Annotated in this window: 19 protein-coding genes and 1 pseudogene; 6 read left to right on the top strand and 14 right to left on the bottom strand. The window is 65.4% G+C overall.

What is annotated here, in order from left to right; translation table 11 throughout:
- Window positions 1–419: 419 nt before the first annotated feature.
- The 3 genes and pseudogenes from BMY53_RS14640 to recA all read right to left on the bottom strand — a co-directional run bounded on the left by BMY53_RS14640 (window position 420) and on the right by recA (window position 2,110).
- On the bottom strand, window positions 420–908 hold the full coding sequence (locus tag BMY53_RS14640; RefSeq protein ID WP_310732117.1) for a regulatory protein RecX: 489 nt from the start codon (window positions 906–908) through the stop codon (window positions 420–422).
- A 54-nt stretch (window positions 909–962) separates the two neighbouring features.
- Window positions 963–1,052: pseudogene (locus tag BMY53_RS26710) on the bottom strand (recombination regulator RecX); the annotation flags it as partial.
- Between the two features lie 8 nt (window positions 1,053–1,060).
- On the bottom strand, window positions 1,061–2,110 hold the full coding sequence (gene recA, locus BMY53_RS14635; protein ID WP_092947225.1) for a recombinase RecA: 1,050 nt from the start codon (window positions 2,108–2,110) through the stop codon (window positions 1,061–1,063).
- A gap of 283 nt (window positions 2,111–2,393) precedes the next feature.
- On the opposite strand from recA, the gene BMY53_RS14630 reads away from it, so the two are divergent.
- Both BMY53_RS14630 and BMY53_RS14625 read left to right on the top strand, forming a co-directional pair.
- Window positions 2,394–3,065, top strand: a complete 672-nt coding sequence (locus tag BMY53_RS14630; protein WP_092947224.1) for a response regulator — start codon at window positions 2,394–2,396, stop codon at window positions 3,063–3,065.
- 216 nt (window positions 3,066–3,281) lie between these two features.
- Window positions 3,282–4,754, top strand: coding sequence for a sensor histidine kinase (locus tag BMY53_RS14625; protein WP_092947223.1), 1,473 nt, complete (start codon window positions 3,282–3,284; stop codon window positions 4,752–4,754).
- Window positions 4,755–4,792: 38 nt separating this feature from the next.
- On the opposite strand, the gene rodA is transcribed toward BMY53_RS14625, so the two are convergent.
- Genes rodA through BMY53_RS14600 form a run of 5 tightly spaced genes read right to left on the bottom strand, consistent with a single transcriptional unit; the run spans window position 4,793 to window position 10,774 of the window.
- On the bottom strand, window positions 4,793–5,947 hold the full coding sequence (rodA, locus tag BMY53_RS14620) for a rod shape-determining protein RodA (protein WP_092947222.1): 1,155 nt from the start codon (window positions 5,945–5,947) through the stop codon (window positions 4,793–4,795).
- Window positions 5,944–8,118: a penicillin-binding protein 2 gene (mrdA, locus tag BMY53_RS14615; protein WP_092947221.1), complete on the bottom strand. Its 2,175-nt coding sequence runs from the start codon at window positions 8,116–8,118 to the stop codon at window positions 5,944–5,946. Before mrdA ends, rodA begins: the two co-directional genes overlap by 4 nt.
- Before the next feature lie 20 nt (window positions 8,119–8,138).
- On the bottom strand, window positions 8,139–8,660 hold the full coding sequence (mreD, locus tag BMY53_RS14610; protein ID WP_092947220.1) for a rod shape-determining protein MreD: 522 nt from the start codon (window positions 8,658–8,660) through the stop codon (window positions 8,139–8,141).
- Window positions 8,657–9,670: a rod shape-determining protein MreC gene (gene mreC, locus BMY53_RS14605; RefSeq protein ID WP_092947413.1), complete on the bottom strand. Its 1,014-nt coding sequence runs from the start codon at window positions 9,668–9,670 to the stop codon at window positions 8,657–8,659. Before mreC ends, mreD begins: the two co-directional genes overlap by 4 nt.
- 60 nt (window positions 9,671–9,730) lie before the next feature.
- Window positions 9,731–10,774 (bottom strand): rod shape-determining protein, encoded by a 1,044-nt coding sequence (locus BMY53_RS14600; RefSeq protein ID WP_092947219.1) that lies wholly within the window; start codon window positions 10,772–10,774, stop codon window positions 9,731–9,733.
- A 436-nt stretch (window positions 10,775–11,210) separates the two neighbouring features.
- Here BMY53_RS14600 and gatC point away from each other — a divergent pair, with 436 nt between their 5' ends.
- Genes gatC through gatB form a run of 3 tightly spaced genes read left to right on the top strand, consistent with a single transcriptional unit; the run spans window position 11,211 to window position 14,469 of the window.
- Window positions 11,211–11,510, top strand: a complete 300-nt coding sequence (gene gatC, locus BMY53_RS14595; RefSeq protein WP_092947218.1) for an Asp-tRNA(Asn)/Glu-tRNA(Gln) amidotransferase subunit GatC — start codon at window positions 11,211–11,213, stop codon at window positions 11,508–11,510.
- Window positions 11,507–13,009, top strand: a complete 1,503-nt coding sequence (gene gatA, locus BMY53_RS14590; RefSeq protein WP_092947217.1) for an Asp-tRNA(Asn)/Glu-tRNA(Gln) amidotransferase subunit GatA — start codon at window positions 11,507–11,509, stop codon at window positions 13,007–13,009. Before gatC ends, gatA begins: the two co-directional genes overlap by 4 nt.
- A 5-nt stretch (window positions 13,010–13,014) precedes the next feature.
- Window positions 13,015–14,469 carry an Asp-tRNA(Asn)/Glu-tRNA(Gln) amidotransferase subunit GatB gene (gene gatB, locus BMY53_RS14585; protein ID WP_092947412.1) on the top strand — a complete coding sequence of 485 codons (1,455 nt, stop codon included), beginning with the start codon at window positions 13,015–13,017 and terminating at the stop codon, window positions 14,467–14,469.
- Between the two features lie 48 nt (window positions 14,470–14,517).
- Here gatB and BMY53_RS14580 read toward each other — a convergent pair whose 3' ends face one another.
- From BMY53_RS14580 to BMY53_RS14570, 3 genes are all read right to left on the bottom strand, one after another.
- The gene (locus BMY53_RS14580) at window positions 14,518–15,237 is read right to left on the bottom strand and encodes a hypothetical protein (RefSeq protein ID WP_092947216.1); all 720 of its coding nucleotides are present in this window, start codon (window positions 15,235–15,237) and stop codon (window positions 14,518–14,520) included.
- A gap of 41 nt (window positions 15,238–15,278) precedes the next feature.
- Entirely contained in the window at window positions 15,279–15,974 is a 696-nt protein-coding gene (gene pyrE, locus BMY53_RS14575) for an orotate phosphoribosyltransferase (RefSeq protein WP_092947215.1), read from the bottom strand.
- Between the two features lie 339 nt (window positions 15,975–16,313).
- Entirely contained in the window at window positions 16,314–18,563 is a 2,250-nt protein-coding gene (locus tag BMY53_RS14570) for a TonB-dependent receptor (protein ID WP_092947214.1), read from the bottom strand.
- 402 nt (window positions 18,564–18,965) lie between these two features.
- Here BMY53_RS14570 and BMY53_RS14565 point away from each other — a divergent pair, with 402 nt between their 5' ends.
- Window positions 18,966–19,751, top strand: a complete 786-nt coding sequence (locus BMY53_RS14565) for an exodeoxyribonuclease III (RefSeq protein ID WP_092947213.1) — start codon at window positions 18,966–18,968, stop codon at window positions 19,749–19,751.
- A gap of 44 nt (window positions 19,752–19,795) precedes the next feature.
- Here the strand turns inward: BMY53_RS14565 and BMY53_RS14560 are convergent, their stop codons facing one another.
- The 3 genes from BMY53_RS14560 to BMY53_RS14550 form a co-directional block, all read right to left on the bottom strand.
- Window positions 19,796–20,560 carry an aldose epimerase family protein gene (locus tag BMY53_RS14560; protein ID WP_092947212.1) on the bottom strand — a complete coding sequence of 255 codons (765 nt, stop codon included), beginning with the start codon at window positions 20,558–20,560 and terminating at the stop codon, window positions 19,796–19,798.
- Between the two features lie 123 nt (window positions 20,561–20,683).
- A complete protein-coding gene (locus BMY53_RS14555) occupies window positions 20,684–21,817 on the bottom strand; it encodes an HD-GYP domain-containing protein (RefSeq protein WP_092947211.1) in 1,134 nt (377 codons plus the stop codon).
- Window positions 21,818–21,967: 150 nt separating this feature from the next.
- Entirely contained in the window at window positions 21,968–22,456 is a 489-nt protein-coding gene (locus BMY53_RS14550; RefSeq protein ID WP_092947210.1) for a Cd(II)/Pb(II)-responsive transcriptional regulator, read from the bottom strand.
- Window positions 22,457–22,477: the final 21 nt, after the last annotated feature.

The raw sequence follows: 22,477 nt of genomic DNA, 5'->3' as shown, positions 1-22,477 counted from the left end.
GCCGGTGGCGTGCGGAGGAGGCGATGGAAGACATAGACCCGATGCAAACACGCAAAAACAGGCCCGCGGCCGATGGCCAGCGGGCATGTTTGCGAAGCCGCCAATGTAGCATGCTGCGTCGCATCAAGGCTTTCATGGGAATGACACGCGCCCAGGGATGCTCGAAATAGGGGCGTCCGACTAGGATGCGCCGGGCGAACTGCAATCATTTCGCTGCGCCGTGGTGCACCAGCGTTGCCGACCACGCCGACAAGCCCTTCGCCAGATACTTGGACAGGTTGTTAGTAGACAGGTAGTCAGACAGACACTTGGCACCACGCACTTGGCCAAACTCTGCCCAACTCTGGCCGCTTCGGCCAGGGTGGACTTGAGAATGTCCCGAAAGCCGGGGGCGCGTGGCGCGCCGCCGGACAGCGCGTCTAGTCCTGAACCTGCTCACCGGCACGCACGGCTCGGATGGCGCGTCGACAAAGTTCCGAGCCAAAACCCCGGCCCATCAGAAAGCGCATCTGCCGTGCTTCTGCGGCGGCATCCAGTTCTGTTGCCGCACCGAACTTCCGGCGCAGCAACTCGCAGGCGCGACCGAGTTCAGACTGCGCCAGAGCGGCGCGCTGCTCGGCATCCAGGCTCAGCCCGTGCTGGGCCAACTCCTGTTCGATGCGGCGTTGCCCCCAGCGGGAAGCACGGGCATGCAGACGAGATTCCACAAAGCGTGATTCGTCCAGATAGCCCTGGGCCCGCACCCAGACCAAAACGGCCTCCACCTCCTGGCTGACGTCCGCCGTGTCCGCTTCGTCGTCCAGATCTACCGCAGTGACGGGATCGAAGTCTTCGAGGAGGCTGGCACTCAGCGGGGCATGGGGGGGATGGGCGAGATGGGCGCTTTGGGAAGCCACAGTTGTGACCATACTTCGGGCCGTATCTCTGGCTGCATCTCTGGCTGCATCTCTGGCGATGCGGCCCAGCTTGCGCCGCAACTCCAGTTCACTGTGCTCCCGCTGTGCCAGCAACGCCACGGCACGGGCTCTCAGCGAGAGCGGCTGCCTGGCCATGCGGCGCCTTATTCAGCGGCCGCGACACCCAGCAAGGGGATGCCCAGCGAGTCGCGGATCTTGTTCTCGATTTCCACCGCCAGATCGGCGTTCTCACGCAGGAACTCGCGGGCGTTGTCCTTGCCCTGGCCGATCTTCTCGCCGCTGTAGGCGTACCAGGCACCGGCCTTGTCCACGATCTTGGCGGTCACCCCCATGTCGATGATTTCGCCTTCGCGGCTGATGCCTTCGCCGTAGAGGATGTCGAACTCGGCGGTCTTGAACGGGGGAGCCACCTTGTTCTTCACCACCTTGACCTTGGTTTCGGAACCAATCACCTCTTCACCCTTCTTGATGGAGCCGATGCGGCGGATGTCCAGACGCACGGAGGCGTAGAACTTCAGCGCATTGCCGCCGGTGGTGGTTTCCGGGGAGCCGAACATCACACCGATCTTCATGCGGATCTGGTTGATGAACACAACGGTGCAATTGGTCTTCTTGATGGTGGCGGTGAGCTTGCGCAGCGCCTGGCTCATCAGGCGGGCCTGCAGGCCGGGCAGGGCATCGCCCATTTCGCCTTCGAGTTCGGCCTTGGGGGTCAGCGCGGCGACCGAGTCGATGATGATGAGGTCCACCGAACCGGAGCGCACCAGCGCATCCACGATTTCCAGGGCCTGTTCACCGGTGTCGGGCTGGCTGATGAGCAGGTCTTGCAGATTCACGCCCAGCTTCTGCGCGTATTGCGCGTCCAGTGCGTGTTCCGCGTCGATAAAGGCGCAGACGCCTTGCAGCTTCTGCATCTGGGCGATGACCTGCAGCGTCAGCGTGGTCTTGCCGGAGGATTCAGGGCCGTAGATCTCGATCACACGGCCGCGGGGCAGGCCACCCACACCCAGCGCGATGTCCAGGCCCAGCGAGCCGGTGGACACAACCTGGATGTCTTCAATCTTCTCGCCTTCGCCCAGGCGCATGATGGAGCCCTTGCCGAACTGCTTTTCGATCTGGGCAAGAGCGGCCTGCAGGGCCTTGGCTTTTTCACCGTTCTTTTCGGGTTGGGCGTTTTTGACGGGGGCGTCCATGAATCATCTCCGGTTGGCTGCGCGGATTATGGCTGTAAATCTGTATATCTGTACAGTGGTTGTACAGTGATTCCCAGCCACCCCGTCGCGGTTGCAATGAAGGCATCCTAGGTCTCCACTGGCTCATGGGGTGAGCCACCCCCTCCCCAACCCATCCAAGGAAGGATCTCGCCGGCCACTTTGGAGCGAGCGGCCGCTGGTGGCCAGGCTGGCAAACGCCTACAGCGGGCGCCACGGGGGCTCCCTAGAATCAACTCATTAGAAAATGATAGGGGACAAACCAATGCGCATCTTGATTGCGGAAGACGATCAGGTCCTGGCCGACGGTCTGCTGCGCTCGCTGCGGGCATCCGGCTGTGCCGTGGATCAGGTCAGTAGCGGCAGCGAGGCGGATGCCGCGCTGGCCTCCCACGAGTTCGACCTGCTGATCCTGGATCTGGGTCTGCCTCGACTGCATGGCCTGGAGGTGCTGCGGCGTCTGCGCGCACGGGGTTCGGCGTTGCCGGTGCTGATCCTGACGGCCGCGGACAGCATCGAAGAGCGCGTCAAGGGGCTGGACTTGGGCGCTGATGACTACATGGCCAAACCCTTCTCCCTCCAGGAGCTGGAGGCCCGGGTGCGTGCGCTGACCCGGCGTGGCCTGGGCACCGCGTCCAGTGTCATCAAACATGGACCGTTGAGCTTTGATGCCACGGGGCGCGTGGCCTACATCAACGAGCAGATGGTGGAACTCTCGGCCCGGGAGCTCTCCTTGCTGGAGGTCCTGCTGCAACGAGCAGGCCGGCTCGTGAGCAAGGACCAACTGGTGGAGCGCCTGTGTGAATGGGGTGAAGAAGTCAGCAACAACGCCATCGAGGTCTACATCCACCGCCTGCGCAAGAAGATCGAGCAAGGCCCCATTCGCATCGCCACTGTCCGTGGCCTGGGCTATTGCCTTGAAAAGATCCCCGGTTGACCCACCACGCTCCCGGCCCCGGCCGGCCGGCGACTGCCACGGAACCTGGACCTGGGCTGCCCGATGCACATAGTCGCGCAGAGTGCGCGTAGCGCCGTTCAAGCGGGGCTGGTGGTTGACGCTGTGGGCCGCCACCGGGCTGCCCCAAGGCGGCCCATAGCTCGCTCGTGCGGCGGGTTTCCCGCGCCCGAGCGTCGGCAGTCCGGGGGCTAGCCAATGCATCGTTCCCTGTTCGGCGAAATCCTTGACTGGATGCTCGCCCCGCTGCTGGTGATCTGGCCGATCAGCGTAGCACTGACCTGGCTGGTGGCGCAGGGCATCGCCAACAAGCCCTATGACCGTGAACTCGGCGAGATGGCGCGCACCTTGGGCCTGCAGGTGGCCACAGAACCCGGCCCCGGCGACAACCGCGCGGGCCGCTCCCGCTACGCCCTCGCCCCCGAAGCCGCCGCCCTGTTGCGTGCGGACGAGTCCGACACCATCTATTACCAGGTCCTTGGGCTGCGGGGCGAACTCCTCAGCGGCGACCAGCTCCTGGCCATCCCCGAAAGAGAGCCACCGGTCGTCCCCTGGGAACTGCACTTCCGCGATGACGAGATGGGCAACGAGTCGGTCCGGGTGGCGTTCCTATGGGTTGCCCCCGAAGGCTCGGCGGGTAGCGACCGGATGATGCTGGTGCAGGTGGCGGAGACACTGGGCAAGCGCTCGCGGCTGACCAACGAGATCATCAAGGGCGTGATCCTGCCGCAGTTCGTCATCCTGCCGCTGGCCGTCCTGCTGGTGTGGCTGGCACTGGCGCGCGGCATCGCGCCACTCAACGAGCTGCAGCGCCGTATCCGCTCGCGCGACAGCTCCGACCTCAGCCCCATTGACGAGGAGCGTATCCCGGACGAAGTGGCGCCGCTGGTCCAAGCCATCAACGACCTGCTGGAGCGGCTGGACCAGTCCATCCGTGCGCAGAAGCACTTCCTCGCCGATGCCGCCCATCAGCTCAAGACGCCGCTGGCAGGGCTTCGCACCCAGGCCGAACTGGCCCAGCGCGAGATCGATGAAGGCCGCGGCTCCCCGGCGGACCTGCGGCGCTCGCTGCAGCACATTGCGCTCTCCAGCCAACGTGCTGCGCACATGGTCAACCAGTTGCTGGCCATGGCCCGGGCCGAGGACCAGGAACACGCCTCCCGCCGCAGCGAAGTCAGCCTGCCGGTGCTGGCCGTGGAGACGGTGCGCGACTTCGTGCCCCGCGCCATGGAAAAGCGGTTGGACCTCGGTTACGAAGGGCCGGAGCCCGACCTGGCCAGCCTGCGGCTGAATGGTCACCCTCTGCTGATCCGGGAACTGATCCGCAACCTCGTGGACAACGCCCTGCTCTACACACCGGCCGGCGGCACCATCACCGTTCGTGTGGTGGAGGATCCGTTCGGCCAGGTCTGCGTGTTGCAGGTGGAAGATTCGGGCCCGGGCATCGCGGAATCGGAGCGGGAGAAGGTCTTCCAGCCGTTCTACCGCGCGCTGGGCACCAATGTGGATGGGTCCGGCCTGGGCCTGGCCATCGTGCGGGAAATCGTGCAGCAGCACGAGGCCGAGATCAGCGTGGACGACACCCGTCCGCGCCGCCAGGCAGAGGCCGAAGGCACCGGCCCGGGCGCCCGCTTCACGATCCGGTTCCCGGCTCACCCGCAGAGGGGTTAGGCGCGGCGCACGCCCGTCGTGCAGGACTTGCAGGTCCCCTAGCGCTGGGTCGCGCCGCGGCTTCTGGCGATGGACATCAGCATCCCCAGCGCCAGCCCCAACGTCACCATGGCCGTCCCGCCATAGGAGATGAAGGGCAGCGGCACCCCCACCACCGGGAGGATGCCGGTCACCATGCCCATGTTCACGAACACATAGGTGAAGAAGCTCAGCGTGATCGCCCCCGCCAGCAGGCGGGAAAACAGGGTGGGCGCCTCATGGGCAATGGCCAGCCCGCGCAGGATCAACGCCGTGAAGCCTGCCAGCAGGCCCAGCGCACCGATCAGGCCGAACTCCTCGCCATAGGCCGCAAAGATGAAGTCTGTGGTGCGTTCCGGAATGAATTCCAGGTGGGTCTGCGTTCCCTTCATGAAGCCCTTGCCAGTCACGCCGCCCGAGCCGATGGCAATCTCGCCCTGGATGATGTGGAAGCCTTTGCCCAGCGGATCCTTGGTCGGGTCCAGCAGCGTGCAAACGCGGTCCTTCTGATATTCCTTGAGCACCGGCCATTTCACGTCCGGCTGGCAGATCTTGTCTTCGCTCATCACCAGGGTGGTAATGCCGGCCGCGGCCAGCACCAGGGCCGGCAGGATCAGCTTCCAGGACAGGCCGGCAAAGAAAATCACGTACAGGCCGGCCGCCAGCACCAGGATGGCGGTACCCAGGTCCGGCTGCTTGGCAATCAGCCCCACCGGTACGGTCAACAGCACAAAGGCCGCCACGAAGTCGGGCAGGCGCAATTGCCCCTCGCGCTTCTGGAACCACCAGGCCAGCATCAGCGGCATCGCAATCTTCAGCATCTCGGAGGGCTGGAACTCCAGCCCCAGCCGGATCCACCGTGTAGAGCCCTTCTTGGTAATGCCGAACAGCGCCACCGCCACCAGCAGCACCACCCCCAGGGTGTACAGCGGCACGGCCGCCTGCATCAGGCGCTGGGGCGGCACCTGGGCCACCACGAACAGCACGATCAGGGCCAGCACGCCGTTGCGCAGATGGTCCACGAAGCGTGTGCCATGGTCATAACCGGCCGAATACATGCACATCAGCCCCAGCCCCATGATCCACAGAAGGGCCAGCAGCAGCGGCAGGTCGAAGCCAGCAAACAAGGGCCGCAGACGCTGAAGCCAGCTGGGCTTGTTGAAGACGGCACTCATCGTGAAGCTCCCGGGCTGGGTCGCGACGCTGCACGCGAGGCGGGTGGCGGCGCGGCCGGAGGGACATGGGCAGAGGACGGCGGCGTACCGGGCGGCGTGCCCGGGGTCGGCGTCAATGCGGGTGCGGGTGCAGGTGCGGCCGCAGCCGCCGGAGCAGATGCAGATCCAGGTGCAGCACTCGCGGCATCCGACGCTGCACCGGCGGCACTTGCGGCGTTCGTCAACTGCCCCGGCAGCGGCACATCCACCGCCCTGCGCGGCGTGCCGATCGGTGCGGTGGTCTGGCCCAACTGGGTCTTGGCGATGTCTTCCTCGCTCGGATACTGCCCCTCCAGCACATAGTCAAACACCCGGCGGGCGATCGGTGCCGCTGACGTGGAACCGAACCCGGCGTTCTCCACGATCAGCGCCAGCGCAATACGCGGAGCGTCATACGGTGCGAAGGCAATGTAGAGCGAATGGTCGCGCTTGCGTTCATCGGCCTTGATGCTGCTGTACGTCTGGCCGGCACGCAGGCTCACCGCCTGCGCCGTGCCGGTCTTGCCGGCGCTCTGGTAGGCCGCCCCCGCAAACACGGCGCGGGAGGTCCCCTCCAGCGTCACGTCGTGCATGGCGTTGCGGATCACGTCCACATCCGCACGTCGCAGCGCCAGCGGCTCCAGCGCATCGCTGGCGGTGCGCTGCTCGGTGTGCTTGACCACATCCTCGATCTCCCGCACCAGACGGGGCCGGAAGCGCTGGCCGCCGGTGGAGAGTGTGGAGATGGCCGTGGCCAGCTGCAGCATGGTGAAGTTGTTGTAGCCCTGGCCGATGCCCAACGAGATGGTCTCGCCGGGGAACCATTTCTGCTGCTCCGGCCGGCGGAATTTCTTCTTCTTCCACTCAATGGACGGCAGATCCCCGGTCACTTCGCCCTGCAGGTCGATCTCGGTCTTGCGGCCAAAGCCGAAGGGCTCCAGCTGGTCATGGATCAGGTCCACGCCCATCTCGTTGGCCAACGAATAAAAATAGACGTTGGAGGAGGTGACGATAGCCAGCCGCATGTCCTTCGGGCCGGCGCGGTCGCCCTCGGCGCTGCCGAAGGTGCGGCCGCCAAAGCTGTAGGTCAGGTTGTCCTGGATCACCAGGCTGGGCGACCGCTTGCGGGTGTTGAGCGCCGCCATGGCCATATAGGGTTTGAAGGTCGAGCCCGGCGGGTAGGTACCGCGCAGCGCCCGGTTCAGCAGCGGCTTGTCGATGTTCTCGTTGAGGTCGCGCCAGTTGTCCGCATCAATGCCGTCCACAAACAGGTTGGGGTCGAAGGCCGGCTTGGAGACAAAGGCCAGCACCTCGCCCGTGCGCGGGTCGATGGCCACCAGGGCGCCACGGCGCTCTCCGTAGAGCCGCTCCACCATCGCCTGCAGCTTGATGTCGATGGACAGGTGCAAGGTGTTGCCCGGCGTTGGCGGCCGGTTGCGCAGGCGCCGGATGGCGCGCCCACCGGCGCTCGTCTCCATCTCCTCGAAGCCGGTCTGGCCATGCAGCTCGCGCTCGTAGGCCTGTTCCAGCCCCAGCTTGCCGATGTATTCGGTGCCGCGGTAGTTGGAGACATCCTCTTCGGGCCAGTCATCCATGGCCTTCTTTTCGGCCTGGTTGATGCGGCCGATGTAGCCCAGCATGTGGCTGCCGGCCTCGCCCATGGGGTAGCTGCGGAACAGCCGCGCCTTGATGTCCACACCAGGGAAGCGGAAGCGCTGGGCGGCAAACCGGGCCACCTCGGTATCCGTCAGCTTGGTGCGGATGGGCAGGGACTCGAAGTTCTTGCTCTCTTCCATCAGCCGCTTGAAGCGGCGACGGTCGCGCGGCTGGATATCGATGACCTTGGTGAGCTGGTCGATGGTGTCTTCAAGATCCGCCACCTTGGACGGTGTGATTTCCAGCGTGTAGGCCGAGTAGTTGCTGGCCAGCACCACGCCATTGCGATCCACGATCAGGCCGCGGTTGGGCACGATGGGCACCACCGAAATGCGGTTGGATTCAGCGCGCTCCAGCAGCGTGTCGTGCTGCGCCACCTGCAGGAACAGCAGGCGAGACACCAGCAAGGCAAAGCAGAACAGCACGAAGATGACAGCCGCGACCAGCCGTAGCCGGAAGCGGGACAACTCCTGGTGCAGGTTCTTCAGAACCGTCATGACCGGCGGATCCCTTCAGCTCACAGCGGTCGGTGGGCGTCGGGGTCCGGTGCCCGGCGTTGCGGCGCCAGCAGCAGGACCGCCGCCACTGGCCACAACGCCGACTCCAGCACGGGGGCCAGGAACAGGCTCCAGCCCGGCCACATGCCGCCCACCATCAGGCGCACCACCACCGCAATAACCTGGGCCAGCAGGAACAGCGGCAGCACATGCACGGCCTGGGCACTCAAGGAGAACCACAGCAGGCGGCGATGCAGGGCCACGGCACCGAAGGCGAGCAGGCTGTACGCCAGCGCATGCTGGCCCAGCAAGGCGCCGTGATGCACGTCAATCATCAGCCCGAAGAAGAAGGCCCAGCCCACACCCACACGGCGGGGCTGGTGCACGTTCCAGAACACCAGGGTGAGTGCCAGCACATCCGGCATCCACGGCTGACGGCCCAGCGGCACCATGTCGATCAGCAAAGCCACGACCAGGCTGAAGGTGATGAACAGGGGGTTGGCCGGCAGCAGGAGCTGGCTGGCGCCACGCGGCATGATCATCGCGATGCTCCTCGAGCGGCTGATGCGCCGGTATCGGTGGCGGCCTCGGCGGGTGATGCCGACCTTGCGGCCCGGCCGCCCTTGCCTCGGCCCGCCTTACCGGCATCCGCGGCGGCAGCGGCGCTCGCGGCCTCGGCTTCCGCCTCGGCCCGAGCCTCTTCCTGGCCTGCCAGCGGTTCGAGCACCAGCACGTGGCGGGCACTGTCCGGCCGGGCCACCGGGGCCAGGCCCACACGAGCGAAGCTGGTGTCGCCGCGGCGTTCCACCTCGGCCACCTTGGCCACTGGCAGGCCGGGCGGATAGACCCCGTCCAGGCCCGAGGTGGCCAGGTCGTCACCCGCCTTGATGTCGGCATTCGCGGCCATGAAGCGCAGCTCCATCACCCCGCGTTCACCGCCGTAGGCGACGCCGCGCTGCTGCGTGCGGGTATTCAGGACGGGAATGGTGGCCTCACGGTCGGTCAGCAGGGTCACTTCGGCGGAGAGCGGATAGACCCGCGTCACCTGGCCCAGCACGCCGGCATCGTTGACCACCGGAGCGCCCAGGCGCACGCCGCGATAGCTGCCCCGGTCGATGACGATACGGCGGGAGAAGGGGTCCGGGGCCTCGTACAGGACTTCGGCGGCCAGGCCCTTCACCGGCAGGGCCTCTCGCAGGTCAAGCAGCGACCGAAGGCGCTGGTTCTCCGCCTGCAGCTGGTTGGCCCGGCTCAGAATCACGGCCTGCTCGGCCAGCTGGCGGCGGGCCTGGTTCTCGGCTTCGGTGGCGCGCTCCATGCCACGAGAGTAATCGCCAGCCTGTTCCCAGGCATCCACCGGCACCAGCAACACGCGCTGCAGGGGGTGCAGCGCCAGCGCCAACCCGGTACGGGCGGGTACGGTCACGCCGAAGCGGGCGTCCGCCACCATGAGAAAAAGTGCCAGTGCGGCGCAAAAGGCCAGCTTCGTCAGCGCGGACGGACCTTCGCGGAACAGTGGCGGTGGATTGCGATCCAGAGTGCCCAATGGCATGGTGATCTCAACCAATGAGACTCAACGAAAACAAACAGCCTTGCGGCTGTCGCAGCAGACTCATTCCGACGTGAAGATCGAACCCAGGCGTTCCATGCGTTCCAGCGCCATGCCACAGCCGCGCACCACGCAAGTCAGCGGATCTTCTGCCACCAGCACCGGCAGGCCGGTCTCTTCGGCCAGCAGGCGGTCCAGATCACGCAGCAACGCGCCGCCACCGGTCAGCATCATGCCGCGCTCGGCGATGTCGGCGCCCAGTTCGGGCGGGGTCTGCTCCAGGGCGTTCTTCACAGCGGAGACGATCTGGTTGAGCGGGTCGGTCAGGGCTTCCAGGATTTCGTTGGAAGAGATGGTGAAGCTGCGGGGCACGCCTTCGCTCAGGTTGCGGCCCTTGACTTCCATTTCCTTGACTTCGGAGCCGGGGAAGGCGGAACCGATGTTCTTCTTGATGGACTCAGCAGTCGGCTCACCGATCAGCATGCCGTAGTTGCGGCGGATGTAGTTGATGATGGCTTCATCGAACTTGTCCCCACCCACGCGGACACTGCCCTTGTAGACCATGCCACCCAGCGAGATCACGCCCACTTCGGTCGTGCCGCCGCCAATGTCGATGACCATGGAGCCGGAGGCTTCCGACACCGGCAAGCCGGCGCCGATGGCAGCCGCCATCGGCTCCTCGATCAGGTGAACGTCCGAGGCGCCAGCACCCAGGGCGGCGTCGCGGATAGCGCGTTTTTCCACCTGGGTGGAACCGCAGGGGACGCAGATGATGATGCGGGGCGAGGGACGCAGCAGCTTCGTCTCATGCACCATCTTGATGAACTGCTTGATCATCTGCTCGGTGACCACGAAGTCGGCGATCACGCCGTCCTTCATCGGGCGGATCGCCTCGATGTTGCCGGGCACCTTGCCCAGCATGGCCTTGGCTTCGTGGCCGACGGCCTGGATGGTCTTCTTGCCGTTGGGGCCGCCTTCATGACGGATGGCGACGACGGAGGGTTCATCCAGCACCACCCCTTTGCCGCGGACATAAATCAGCGTATTGGCGGTGCCCAGGTCGATGGCGAGGTCGGTGGAGATATAGCGGCGCAGTGAGGCGAACATATTGAATGGCACTTTGCCGGACCGTTCTCACTCATCCACCTGGACCCGCCGACCGAAACACCACCGGAACACCACCGAAAGGACAGATTCGGCGACATCGGCGGCCTTCAGAGGCCATTGGGGGACATCAGGCGATTTCGTCTGTGTATGGTCCGTGCGGCTGCAATGTCGGGGACGATGGAGGACGATTCGGGGGCGGTTCGTCGATCACCGCGTGGCCAAACCAGAGCCACGCGAACGGAGTATTCGAGCGAGGCCACCATGGCAGCCCCGACTTATGGAGATAAGCGGGGATAATAACTGATCGACCCCTGGTTTGGCCTGCCGGCAAGCCCCAAACAAGCGATTGGCGATTGTTTGGTGAATGTTTCAGCACGCCGCCGGGCTTCCCTCTGAACTACGACCTGAACTCCTACCCACGAGCTCACCGACTTCCATGGCCCTGACCCACGACGACGTCAGCCGGATTGCCCATCTGGCCCGGCTGCAACTTTCGGGCGACGAGCAGGCCGCCCTGCTGCCCCAGCTCAACGGTTTCTTCTCCATCGTGGAGCAGATGCGCGCGGTAGACACCAGCGGCGTGGCCCCTCTGCACACCCCGCTGTCGGCGGTGCAGGAAGTGGCGCTGCGACTGCGGGAGGACCGCGTCACCGAAACCGACCAGCGTGCGCTCAACCAGCGCAGCGCTCCCGCCGTTGAAGACGGTCTGTTCCTGGTTCCCAAGGTCATCGAATGACGACGCCGTTGCATCTCATGGGCGTGGCCGAACTGAGCCGCGCACTCCGCCAGAAACAGGTCAGCAGCCTGGAGGTCACGCAACATCTGCTTGCGCGTGTTGCATCAACGAAGGAACTCGGCGCATTTCTTCATGTGGCCGAAGAAGGTGCCCTGGTCCGCGCCCGGGCTGCGGACACCCGCCTGGCCGCCGGCGAAGGCGAGTTGCCCGGCGGCGCCCTGATCGGCGTCCCCCTGGCGCACAAGGACATCTTTGTCACGCAGGACATGCCCACCACGGCGGGCTCACTCATGCTCAAGGGCTATTTGAGCCCCTTCGACGCCACGGTGGTGGACCGGCTCAACGCGGCCGGCACCGTCTCGCTGGGCAAGCTCAACTGCGACGAGTTCGCCATGGGTTCGGCCAACGAAAACAGCGCCTATGGCCCGGCCCTCAACCCCTGGGACCACGGCCGCGTGCCGGGCGGCTCCTCGGGCGGTTCCGCCACGGCGGTGGCGGCGCGGCTGGTGGCGGCCACCACCGGTACCGACACCGGTGGCTCCATCCGCCAACCGGCCAGCTTCACCGGCATCACGGGTATCAAGCCTACGTACGGCGTGTGCTCGCGCTACGGCATGATCGCCTTTGCCTCCAGCCTGGACCAGGCCGGGGTGCTGGCGCGCTCCGCCGAAGACTGCGCCCTGCTCCTCTCCGCCATGAGCGGCTTCGATGAACGCGACGCGACCAGCGTGCAGCGCCCGCCGCAAGATTTCACGGCCCGCCTGCATGAGCTGCGCGAGGGTGCCACCGCCGCCCAGCCGTTGAAAGGTCTGCGCATCGGCCTGCCGAAGGAGTTCTTCCCCGCCGCCTTGAGCGCGGACGTCAACCAGGCCGTCCGCGCCGGTCTGGCCGAGCTGGAGAAGCTCGGTGCCACGCTGGTGGATGTGAGCCTGCCCCGGACCGAGCTGGCCATCCCCGTCTACTACATCATTGCCCCGGCCGAAGCGAGCTCCAACCTCTCGCGCTTTGACGGCGTGAAGTTCGGCCACCGCGCGGCGAACTACGACGACCTGCTGGACATGTACAAGAAGACCCGCGCCGAAGGTTTCGGTGCCGAGGTCAAGCGCCGCATCATGATCGGCAGCTATGTGCTGTCCCACGGCTACTACGACGCCTACTACCTGCAGGCCCAGAAGCTGCGCCGCATGATTGCGGACGACTTCCAGCAAGCCCTGCAGCAGTGCGACCTGATCGCCGGCCCGGTGGCCCCCACCGTCGCCTGGAAGCAGGGCGAAGGCGCGGACGATCCGGTCAAGGCCTACCTGGCCGACATCTTCACCCTGCCGGGTTCGCTCGCCGGCCTGCCCGGCATGAGCGTGCCGGTCGGTTTTGGTGAAGGCGGCCTGCCGGTCGGTCTGCAGCTGCTGGGCAACTACTTCCAGGAAGGAACACTGCTGCATGCCGCTCATGCGCTGCAGCAAGCCACCGACTGGCATCGCCAGGCACCGGCGGGGGTGTGAACATCATGAACAAGAACAGCAAACTGGTGCGTGGCTACGAGGTCGTGATCGGCCTGGAGAACCACGTGCAGCTCTCCACCGCCTCCAAGATCTTCAGCGGTTCCTCCACCGCTTTCGGCGCGGCGCCCAACACCCAGGCCAGCGCGGTGGACCTGGCACTGCCGGGCACCTTGCCGGTGCTGAACCGTGGCGCGGTCGAACGGGCCATCCGCTTCGGCCTGGCTGTTGGCGCCAAGGTGGCGCCGCTGTCGATCTTTGCGCGCAAGAACTACTTCTATCCGGACCTGCCCAAGGGCTACCAGATCAGCCAGTACGAGATTCCGGTCGTGCAGGGCGGCGAGATCGCCTTCATGCTGGACGGTGAGAAGAAGGTCATCAAGCTCACCCGCGCCCACCTGGAAGAGGACGCCGGCAAGAGCCTGCACGAGGCCTATCACGGCCAGTCGGGCATCGATCTGAACCGAGCCGGTACACCACTGCTGGAGATCGTTTCCGAGCCAGAGATCCGCTCCGGCGCGGAAGCCGCCGAATACGCCCGGACGCTGCACGCCCTGGTGATGTGGCTGGGCATCTGTGACGGCAACATGCAGGAAGGCTCCTTCCGCTGTGATGTGAACGTGTCGGTGCGCAAGCCTGGCGAGCCGTTTGGCACGCGTCGCGAGATCAAGAACCTCAACAGCTTCCGCCATGTGGTGGACGCCGTGCACTATGAGGTGAACTGGCAGATCGACCGCATCGAGGACGGTCTGACCATCCAGCAGGCCACCGTGCTCTACAACCCGGACACCGGGGAGACCCGTGCCATGCGCACCAAGGAAGACGCGGCCGATTACCGCTACTTCCCCGACCCTGACCTGCCGCCGCTGATGATTGGTCTCGAATGGGTGGACCGGGTGCGTGCGGAGATGCCGGAGTTGCCCGCCGTCATGGCCAGCCGCTTCCAGGACACCGACGGCCTGCCCCCGTATGACGCGTTGATGATGACGCAAAGCCTGGCCACGGCCCGCTTCTATGAAGCTGCCCGTGACGGCAGTGGTGCGCCGAAGCTCGTGGCGAACTGGGTGATGGGTGAGGTGTCACGCCGGCTGAATGCGGAAGAGCGCGGGATCGATTCCGCACCGATCACGCCAGCGCTTTTGGCGGCCCTGATCAAGCGCATCCAGGACGGCACCATCTCCAACAACTCGGCCAAGCAGGTCTTCGAAGCCTTGTGGACCGGCGAAGGTTCGGACGTCGATGCCATCATCGACGCCAAGGACCTGAAGCAGTCCAACGACACCGGTGAACTGGAGCGCATCCTGGACGAGGTGCTGGCAGCCAATGCCAAGTCGGTGGAGGAATTCCGCGCCGGCAAGGAGAAGGCTTTCAACGCACTGGTCGGCCAGGCGATGAAGGCCACCAAGGGCAAGGCCAATCCGGCCGCCGTGAACGAGCTGCTGAAGAAGAAGCTGGCAGGCTAATGGCAGCCCCGGTTTGAGCGTGCTCCGGCACGCTCAAACTTCCGGAATTCAGCGGCTGGCGGGTGCGGATGCGGGCGCCGTCAGTGGCGGCTTGTCGGTCAGGCCGGGCGCAGCACCGGCCCACATGCGTTTCAGGCGGCTGAGCTCGTCGTCGAAGATCCGGTTCAGCCGGACCAGTTCCGCACGCTGATTCTCGATGGACTGGCGTTGCGCATCGGCTGCGGCGTCGTTGTTGTCCAGTTGGTGTTGCAGCTTCATGGGCAGGCGTTTGCCCTTGTAGAACTCGGTCTCTTCCACCAGCGGCTTGCGCTCGGCAGCCAGATCCTTGATCCGTTGCTCGGACAGCTGCATGGCCTTGCGGATGTCATCCAGCGCGGCCTCACGGGCACGCTGGTGAGACGGTTCGTCCTTGTAGCGCTGCAACAGGTTGCGGTCACGGCGCACCGCGTCCATCTGTGCGGCCCGTTCGGTTTCCAGCTGACGTTTGCGTGCATCGGCAACCGACTGTTCTTCAGGCGAGAGGCTGGGCGGCACCATACGCCGCACCGAGCCGTCGGAGTTCAGCAGGCGCTGCTCGCGGGCGGCGCACTCGGGAATGGGACGGTCGGACGTGAGCTTGCGGCCATCCGATGTGACACAGGTATAGATGCCGCCCGGCGACGTCTTGGTTTGCGCCCAGGCGGACGACGACAGCAGGAGGCTCACCAGAAGGAGCGACACGGCACCACCGACAGGGGCGAGGTCACCGGTCTTCGGGCTATCGGTCAATGAAAGGCGGCGGGATACCGGGGGACACAGGGCGGGACGCATCAGACTCCGTAGCGATCTCTGTAAGCGTGAACGGCAGCGGCGTGGGCTGATACGGCGGCGCTGCTGGTCGATCCGAGATACTGAAGCAAGTCAGCAAGGCCCGCAATGGCGATCACCGGCAGTTGCAATTGCTCTCGCACATACTGTACTGCCGACCAGGGCAGATCCTGCCCGTTCTCTGCCGCCTTTTCCTGTCGGTCCAGGGCGATGGACACGCCACAGGGTGTGGCGCCGGCGGCCTGGATCATGGCGATGGATTCACGCACCGAGGTACCGGCGGAGATCACGTCGTCGATGATGAGGACGCGGCCCTGCACCTTGGCGCCGACGAGTGTGCCGCCTTCGCCATGGTCCTTGGCTTCCTTGCGGTTGTAGGCGAAGGGTTTGTTGTGGCCCAGGCGGGCCAGCTCCATGGACACGGCGGCTGCGAGGGCGATGCCCTTGTAGGCCGGGCCGAAGATCATGTCGAATGCCAGGCCAGAGGCGATCAGGCGTTGGGCGTAGAACTGTGCCAGCCGTCCCAGCTTCTGGCCGTCATCGAACAGGCCTGCATTGAAGAAGTAGGGGCTCAGCCGGCCCGCCTTGGTCTTGAATTCACCGAAGCGCAACACGCCGACATCCACGGCAAAGGCAACGAAGTCCTGGGCGATGGCGTCGAGCGCAGGGGCCGAAGAAGAACCGGAGGTGGCGGACATGGCGGAATCAGGGAGTCAGGCTGGCCCAGGATTGTAGGTGGCACCGCCACAAAAAAGCCCGCCCCCGGGCGGGGGGCGGGCTTGTAGCAAGCAGTGTCTGATGAGACCGAGGGCCGATGAGCGTAGCGAGCCACCGCGGGGCCGCCCCAAGGTGGCCGGCAATTTGTCCAGAGCTTCCTGCGGGGACTCCTCTCTGCATCCAGTCGCGCCGAACGCGCGCAGCGCCGTTCAAGCGGGGCTCTGGTAGGCGCAGAGGGCCGCCGCCGGGCCGTCCCAAGGCGGCCCTTAGCCCCCTCGGGGGGCGGATGGACGGGCCCTAGGCCCGAACAGCCGGGGGCATCAGAAAATTGCTTTGAACTGCACCCCGTACGTACGCGGATCGTTGATGAAGCCTGTGCGGTTGTTGAAGTCAATGGCGCCGGTCACACGGATCTGGTTGGTGATGTTGCGCACAAACAGAGCCGCTTCATACTTGCCGTTGGCCCAGATGTAGCCACCGCGCAGACCGCCTTCGGTCAGGGCCTTGCCGGTGAACTCCTTCGACTCATACAGGAAGAAGTTGACCTTCGAACGGTAGGCCCAGTCGGTGTAGATGTAGAACTCGTTGCCGCCCGCCGTCGGGATCGAATAACGGGCGGTCAGGTTGTAGACCACCTTGGGCGCCTGCGGCAGCTGGTTGCCGTCGATCAGGTAACCGCCACTGGCGCTGGCCGGGTTCAGCACCGTGCACAGCGGGGTCACGAAGTCGGCTTCCGTGCCGCAACCGCTCACGGCGAGGCTCTTGTCCCGAATGGTGGCCTTGTTGTAGCTGCCGCCCATGGTCAGGAACAGGTTGTCGACCGGCAGCAGTTCGAGGTTGAACTCCACGCCCTCGCCAATCACCTTGCGAGCCGTCTTCACCGAGTTGCTGTTGCCAGCGGCGCCGCCCACCTCGGTCAGCTGCAGGTTCTTCGTCTCATAACGGAAGACGGTGGCGGACACGCGGGCACGGCGGTCCCACAGGTCGCTCTTCACACCCGCTTCGACCGAGGTCGTGTCTTCCGGGTTGGTACGGCTCATCGGCGCAAACGCCGAAGCCGGCAGCATGGCGGAGGCACGGAAGCCGGTGGCCACGCGGGCATAGACGTTGGTGTCCTTGGTCAGGGCGTAGGTGCCCGCCAGGTCCCAGGTCCACTTGGTGTCCTTGGTGTTGCCCGCCAGTCCGTAGGTGGTGTCGAGCGCCTGGTCAGCGGACTCGGTGTACAGGGCCTTGCTGTCCCGCGTCAGACGCAGGCCGCCGCGCAGCTTGAAGTCCTGCGTCATGTCGTAGTTGACCGAACCGAAGACGGCGTAGGCACGGTTCTTCTGGTGGCTGCGGGCGGAGTTCAAATAGGCACCGTTATCAGCGGTGTCGTAGTTGACGCTTTCGATCTCGTACTTCTCGTCAAAGAAGAACAGACCGGCCTGGTAGCGCAGCGGGCCGGCCGGGTTGTATTCCGCGCGGAACTCCTGCGAGACCTGGCGATGACCGTGCAGGGCATCGGACGTTTCGCTCTGGTAGGGGATGGTGAGGTTGGCGTTGGTGCTGCCGTCCACATCGCCACGCGAGAAGGGCTGCACCGTCTCGATCGCGGTGATCGAGTGCAGCACCACGTCGTTGAACGACCATTGCAGACGGGCATTGGCGCCGGTCGCATGCAGCTTCTGCTCATTGCGGCCATTGATCGACATCTTCTCCGGGTCGAAGCCGTCCACCAGGTCGTTGGTGCCCTTCTTGATGATGTCGCCACGGAACAGGCGCGGGCTGCCTTCCAGTTCACGGTTGTGCACGTTGAACAGGGCCGAGAACTGGCGGTGCGGCTGGAACAGCACCTGGGCCCGCACGGCGCGGTCGTCGTAACCTTCCGTCTTGCCGGTCGGGCCGGCGCTGGTGTTGTCCACCCAGTCACCACGGTGCTGCACCTGGGCCGAGATGCGGGCGGCCCAGTCGCCGGTCAGCGGCAGGTTGGCGGCGCCTTCAGCATTGATGGTGCCAAAGCGGCCGTAGGAGACATTGACGTAGCCTTCCAGCTTCTGCGAAGGCTTGACCGACTCGAACTTCACCACGCCCGCGGGCGTGTTGCGGCCGTACAGCGAGCCCTGGGGGCCAGCGGCCACTTCCACGGCGCGCAGGTCGAAGGCGGGGAAGCCCTTCAGGATCGGGTTCTCCTGCACCACGTCGTCATAGATCAGCGAGACCGGTTGCGAAGCGTTCAGGCGGAAATCGGTGTTGCCGTAACCGCGGATGTAGAAGCGCGGGAAGGCACGGCCAAACGAGGACTCGATGTTCAGGCTGGGCACGCGGCCGGACAGGAAACGGATGTCCTGACCGCTGGAGTTCAGCACGTCCAGCTTTTCGCCAGAGATGGTGCTCACCGCATTGGGCACGTCCTTGATGTTTTCCACGCGGCGCTCGGCCGTGATGGTGACCGTTTCGAGCTGGCTCTTCTCAGCCTTGGGGGCTGCCTCCTGGGCAAAGGCAGGCCAGGCCAGGACGGCCAGCGACACAGCAGCAGCGGCCTCGCGCAGGACGGGGCGTGCCAGGATGCGCTGGGTGGCGATTCGACTCATCGGTGAACTCCGGGGGAAACAGAAGAAAAGGGCAAAAATCAATAAAACTTGGTTGGCAGACTGCACACAAAGGGGCGATCACCAACTGGAATGCGGCGAATCTAACAAGTCCGTCATCAAACCGACACCACAAGCACCACGGCGGTGCATGGACTGTTGCCGAAACACTGCACTTGGGTCGCCGGGAACGACACATTCCCCAGGTCGGCGCACCTGGCGTACCCGGATGGGGCGACGCACCGGACGATCCCGTACGCCATGCGGCCCGGTTGTGCGAGCGAGCGGACGGCATCAGCGCGCCACCGGCCGCGACTCGGGTGCACAGCGAGCACTGCTGACAGCCACGTGTCTGCGGGTTTGCGATACTGCCGCCGCCTTTTCGATCACCACTCCCTTCCGCCCATGCGCTTTATCACCCTCAATCTCAACGGCATTCGCTCCGCCGCCGCCAAGGGCGTCTTCGACTGGCTCCCCCCGCAGCAGGCGGACGTGGTGGGCGTGCAGGAACTCAAGGCCCAGGCGGACATCGTGGAATCGCAGTTCGCGGGCTACGACAAGCTCTCCGGCCATTTCCACTACGCGCAGAAGAAGGGCTATTCCGGCGTGGGTCTCTACACGCGGGAGGCCCCCAGCGACGTGATCGTCGGCTTCGGCAGCGCCGAGTTCGACCACGAAGGCCGCTGGATCGAAAAGCGGTTTGACAAGCCCGGGCGCAAACTGAGCCTGATCAGCTGCTACTTCCCCAGCGGCTCCAGTGGCGAGGAGCGCCAACTGGCCAAGTTCCGCTTCCTGGAGGCGATGTATCCCTACCTCATGGCCCTGCGCGCGGAGCGCGAGTTCATCCTGGTGGCGGATGTGAACATCGCCCACAAGGAAATCGACCTGCGCAACTGGAAGAGCAACCAGAAGAACAGCGGTTTCCTGCCCGAGGAACGCAATTGGATGACCCGGTTGCTGGAGGTGGAGACCGGCCTGGTGGATGTGTTCAGGCTGCTCAACGACAAGCCCGACCAATACACCTGGTGGAGCAATCGCGGCCAGGCCTGGGCCAAGAACGTGGGCTGGCGCCTGGATTACCACCTGGCCACGCCCGGCCTGGCCCACCTGGCCAAGCGCGAAGCCATCTACCTGGACCAGCGCTTCAGCGACCATGCGCCGCTGACGATCGACTACGAGCTGGACATCTGAAGGCGCGACCGGCGGCACGCCTGCGTCGGCGCGCCCCGCCGCGATCAGTCGTCCGGTGCCAGCAGGTCCAACACCATGGACACCGCCCATTCCTCACCGGGGGCGAGCGACCAACCCGGCCCGGCCTCGGTCAAGGCCGTGAGCGTCATCCACGGGCGCTCCGGGTGGCGCTGCAGCGTAAGGGCCGGCAGCGAACCGGCCAGACGAAGCTTGATCTGGCGCCCGTCCGCCATGGACAGGGTGGCCTGACCGGGCCAACGGTCCAGCGCAACACCAGCGCCGCGCGCCGGGCGGGGAAAGCCCGCCATCGACGGGTCCAGCGTCACATGGCTGCTGAAGGCGTCCGGCACCTGCAGGCGCAGCCCCAGACGCAGCGCCAGCGGCTGACGCCCCAGGTTGCGCAGGGCAACGGCCATTTCCAACCGCCCCCGTCCGAGACGAAACACCTGGTGGGCCTGATAGCCGCCACCTGCGCCCGCCGGGTCGCGGTACCCATGGATCAGCGTCACACAGCGCGGCGACAGCTCCGTCAGCTGCCATGCCCCGTCCAGCGCCGCCAGCTGGGGATCCCGGGTGGCCGGCGTGCCTGCCGGTGACTGGAGATCCGAGACCTGTTGTGCCGGAACGCGCGGATCAGCCAGCCACAGGCCCGCACCGCCCACCACCACATCGGCATGCCGTTCGGTCTGCTTGATCCAGTTAAATCGGCGGCCAGACTCCAGCGAAGTCAGTGCCCGCAACCGGCCGCCCAAGTCGGGCGCCACCAGCGCGCGCCAGCCATCCACTTGCAATTCAATGTCGCGTTCCACCTCACACGCCCTCCGGTTCGAGGAGTGAAAGTATTGGTCGTTTTATTAAATCGGCCTTTGACCAGAACGGGTGTCTGCGCACGAAAGCGCCCTAGAAAGCGCTTGGACAGGCTCCGATGTTGTTCAAACGCCGGTGATCAGCGAAGCCACGCGCTCATCCGACAACCTGATCGGGGCGGCATTGGCCGGCAGCAAGGCCACCACGGCGTGTTCGTCGCGGCTGCTGTCGCGCGTCACCGGGAGGTGGCGGGGCTCACCCGCGGCATTGGTCAGGGCGGACACCACCGGGCGGTGCGCCTTGTCGCCATTGCGGATCACCAGGGCCACCTCGCCGCTGGCCAGGCGCACCAGGCTGCCGGGCGGGAAGATGCCAAAAGCCTTGATCAGCGCTGCGGCCAGCGGGCTCTGCGCCGCCATCTGGTGCAGCTCGCGGCCGGCCTGCTGTGCACTCATCGCCGGGCGGTTAGCTCGGGCGCTCAGGCGGGCGGTGTAGATGTCGGCATAACGCAGCATCTCGGCCAGTTCACCCACATCGGTCAGGCCATGCGGGTAGCCCGATCCATCGGGCACCTCGTGGTGATGCAGCACCGCATCCAGCCAGTCCGGGTCAGTCACGCCGGCGGATTCCAGCATTTCCACGCTACGGATGGGATGCTCGTGAATCGCTTCGCGTTGCATGGGTGTCAACGGAGACACCTGGCTGGACAGGCGGGCCTGCAGGTCCAGCATGCCCAGATTCATGGTGATGGCGGCCTGGAAGGCACGTTTCTGGTCGTCCGGCGACCAGCCCAGGTAGCGGGCAGCGGCATGGCAGGCCGTGGCCGCATGCATGGAGTGGCTCACGCCGTAGTGCCCGCCCGCGTTGTCGGGCTGGCGCACGATGTGCGCCAGCGCCATGTCCGGCGAACAGTGGATCAGCGAGAGCATCAGGTCGGTGGCGCTGTCCAGCGCTTCAACCAGCCGCTCGGCCGGTGCCGACAGCGCCTTGCGGACATCCTGCAGCCCACGGTCCCATTCACCCGGCAGCCGGGCCAGGCGTTCCGACGGGCTTTCGTGGCGGGCCGGTTTCATGGCCTCGGCCAGTTCACTCACCTCGACCAGGGCACCGCGCTGCAGCAGGGAATCCAGTTGCGCGAGGTCGGCAATCACCTGCCCCTTCGCCAGCAGCAGCATGCGCTCCGCATCCCGCACGCTGAAGGGCAGCGGCTGGCCGAGAACAATACGATTTCTGACGGAGGAGAGAGAACAGACACGCATGAGTAGCGTCGATGGTGGAGGCGCTCGACCCGCGAACGCATCGCGGCTCAGGACTCTACATCGGCAACTGACCCAGGATCTGTACGTCGACCGTTCGCACACCGCGCGCAGCGCGAGGCTGCGAAGGACGTCACGGATAGGGAAGTGTCTCTATGTGGCGAGCTTCATACCACGGCCGAGGCGGGACTCTGCACCACCGACGGCGGCCGTCCCTGCGCCATGGCAGGCACAGGCTTCGCCATGCGCCGCCGCCACCAGTTCCTCCAGCACGCGGCAGGGATGGGTGTCGTGGTCCGCATCACATCGGTTCTGCAGGGCCACCAGTTGCGCCTCCAGCGCCTGCATGCTCTTGAGGCGGGCCCTCACCTTGCCGAGTTGCGAGGCCACCAGGTGATCGACCTGCACCAGTTCTTCGGGGTCCCGGCTGTTCAGGCTTCTCAACAATTGCGACACATCGGCGAGCGACATGTCCAACGCGCGGCAATGACGGATGAAGGCCAGACGCTCCAGATGGTCGTGGCTGTAGTCCCGGTAGCCGTTGTCGCTGCGGGCAGGGGGTGGTAGCAACCCGCTCTTTTCATAAAAGCGGATGGTCTCGATATCGACGCCGGTGGACCGGCTCAGTTCGCCAATACGCATGAGCTCAGCATAGCTGCTTGA

It is taken from the genome of Roseateles sp. YR242 (assembly GCF_900109745.1).
Taxonomy (GTDB): Bacteria; Pseudomonadota; Gammaproteobacteria; order Burkholderiales; family Burkholderiaceae_C; genus Roseateles.
Note: the sequence above shows the minus strand (reverse complement) of the source record. Positions and strands in the feature narration are given on the sequence as shown.

Coding starts and splice junctions, on each gene's coding strand:
- gatC (WP_092947218.1), top strand. CDS start 11,211: ATGGCCCTGACCCACGACGACGTCAGCCGGATTGCCCATCTGGCCCGG.
- mreC (WP_092947413.1), bottom strand. CDS start 9,670: ATGCCATTGGGCACTCTGGATCGCAATCCACCGCCACTGTTCCGCGAA.
- mrdA (WP_092947221.1), bottom strand. CDS start 8,118: ATGACGGTTCTGAAGAACCTGCACCAGGAGTTGTCCCGCTTCCGGCTA.
- rodA (WP_092947222.1), bottom strand. CDS start 5,947: ATGAGTGCCGTCTTCAACAAGCCCAGCTGGCTTCAGCGTCTGCGGCCC.
- BMY53_RS14600 (WP_092947219.1), bottom strand. CDS start 10,774: ATGTTCGCCTCACTGCGCCGCTATATCTCCACCGACCTCGCCATCGAC.
- BMY53_RS14550 (WP_092947210.1), bottom strand. CDS start 22,456: ATGCGTATTGGCGAACTGAGCCGGTCCACCGGCGTCGATATCGAGACC.
- gatA (WP_092947217.1), top strand. CDS start 11,507: ATGACGACGCCGTTGCATCTCATGGGCGTGGCCGAACTGAGCCGCGCA.
- gatB (WP_092947412.1), top strand. CDS start 13,015: ATGAACAAGAACAGCAAACTGGTGCGTGGCTACGAGGTCGTGATCGGC.
- BMY53_RS14570 (WP_092947214.1), bottom strand. CDS start 18,563: ATGAGTCGAATCGCCACCCAGCGCATCCTGGCACGCCCCGTCCTGCGC.
- recA (WP_092947225.1), bottom strand. CDS start 2,110: ATGGACGCCCCCGTCAAAAACGCCCAACCCGAAAAGAACGGTGAAAAA.
- BMY53_RS14555 (WP_092947211.1), bottom strand. CDS start 21,817: ATGCGTGTCTGTTCTCTCTCCTCCGTCAGAAATCGTATTGTTCTCGGC.
- BMY53_RS14630 (WP_092947224.1), top strand. CDS start 2,394: ATGCGCATCTTGATTGCGGAAGACGATCAGGTCCTGGCCGACGGTCTG.
- pyrE (WP_092947215.1), bottom strand. CDS start 15,974: ATGTCCGCCACCTCCGGTTCTTCTTCGGCCCCTGCGCTCGACGCCATC.
- BMY53_RS14640 (WP_310732117.1), bottom strand. CDS start 908: ATGGTCACAACTGTGGCTTCCCAAAGCGCCCATCTCGCCCATCCCCCC.
- BMY53_RS14565 (WP_092947213.1), top strand. CDS start 18,966: ATGCGCTTTATCACCCTCAATCTCAACGGCATTCGCTCCGCCGCCGCC.
- mreD (WP_092947220.1), bottom strand. CDS start 8,660: ATGATCATGCCGCGTGGCGCCAGCCAGCTCCTGCTGCCGGCCAACCCC.
- BMY53_RS14625 (WP_092947223.1), top strand. CDS start 3,282: ATGCATCGTTCCCTGTTCGGCGAAATCCTTGACTGGATGCTCGCCCCG.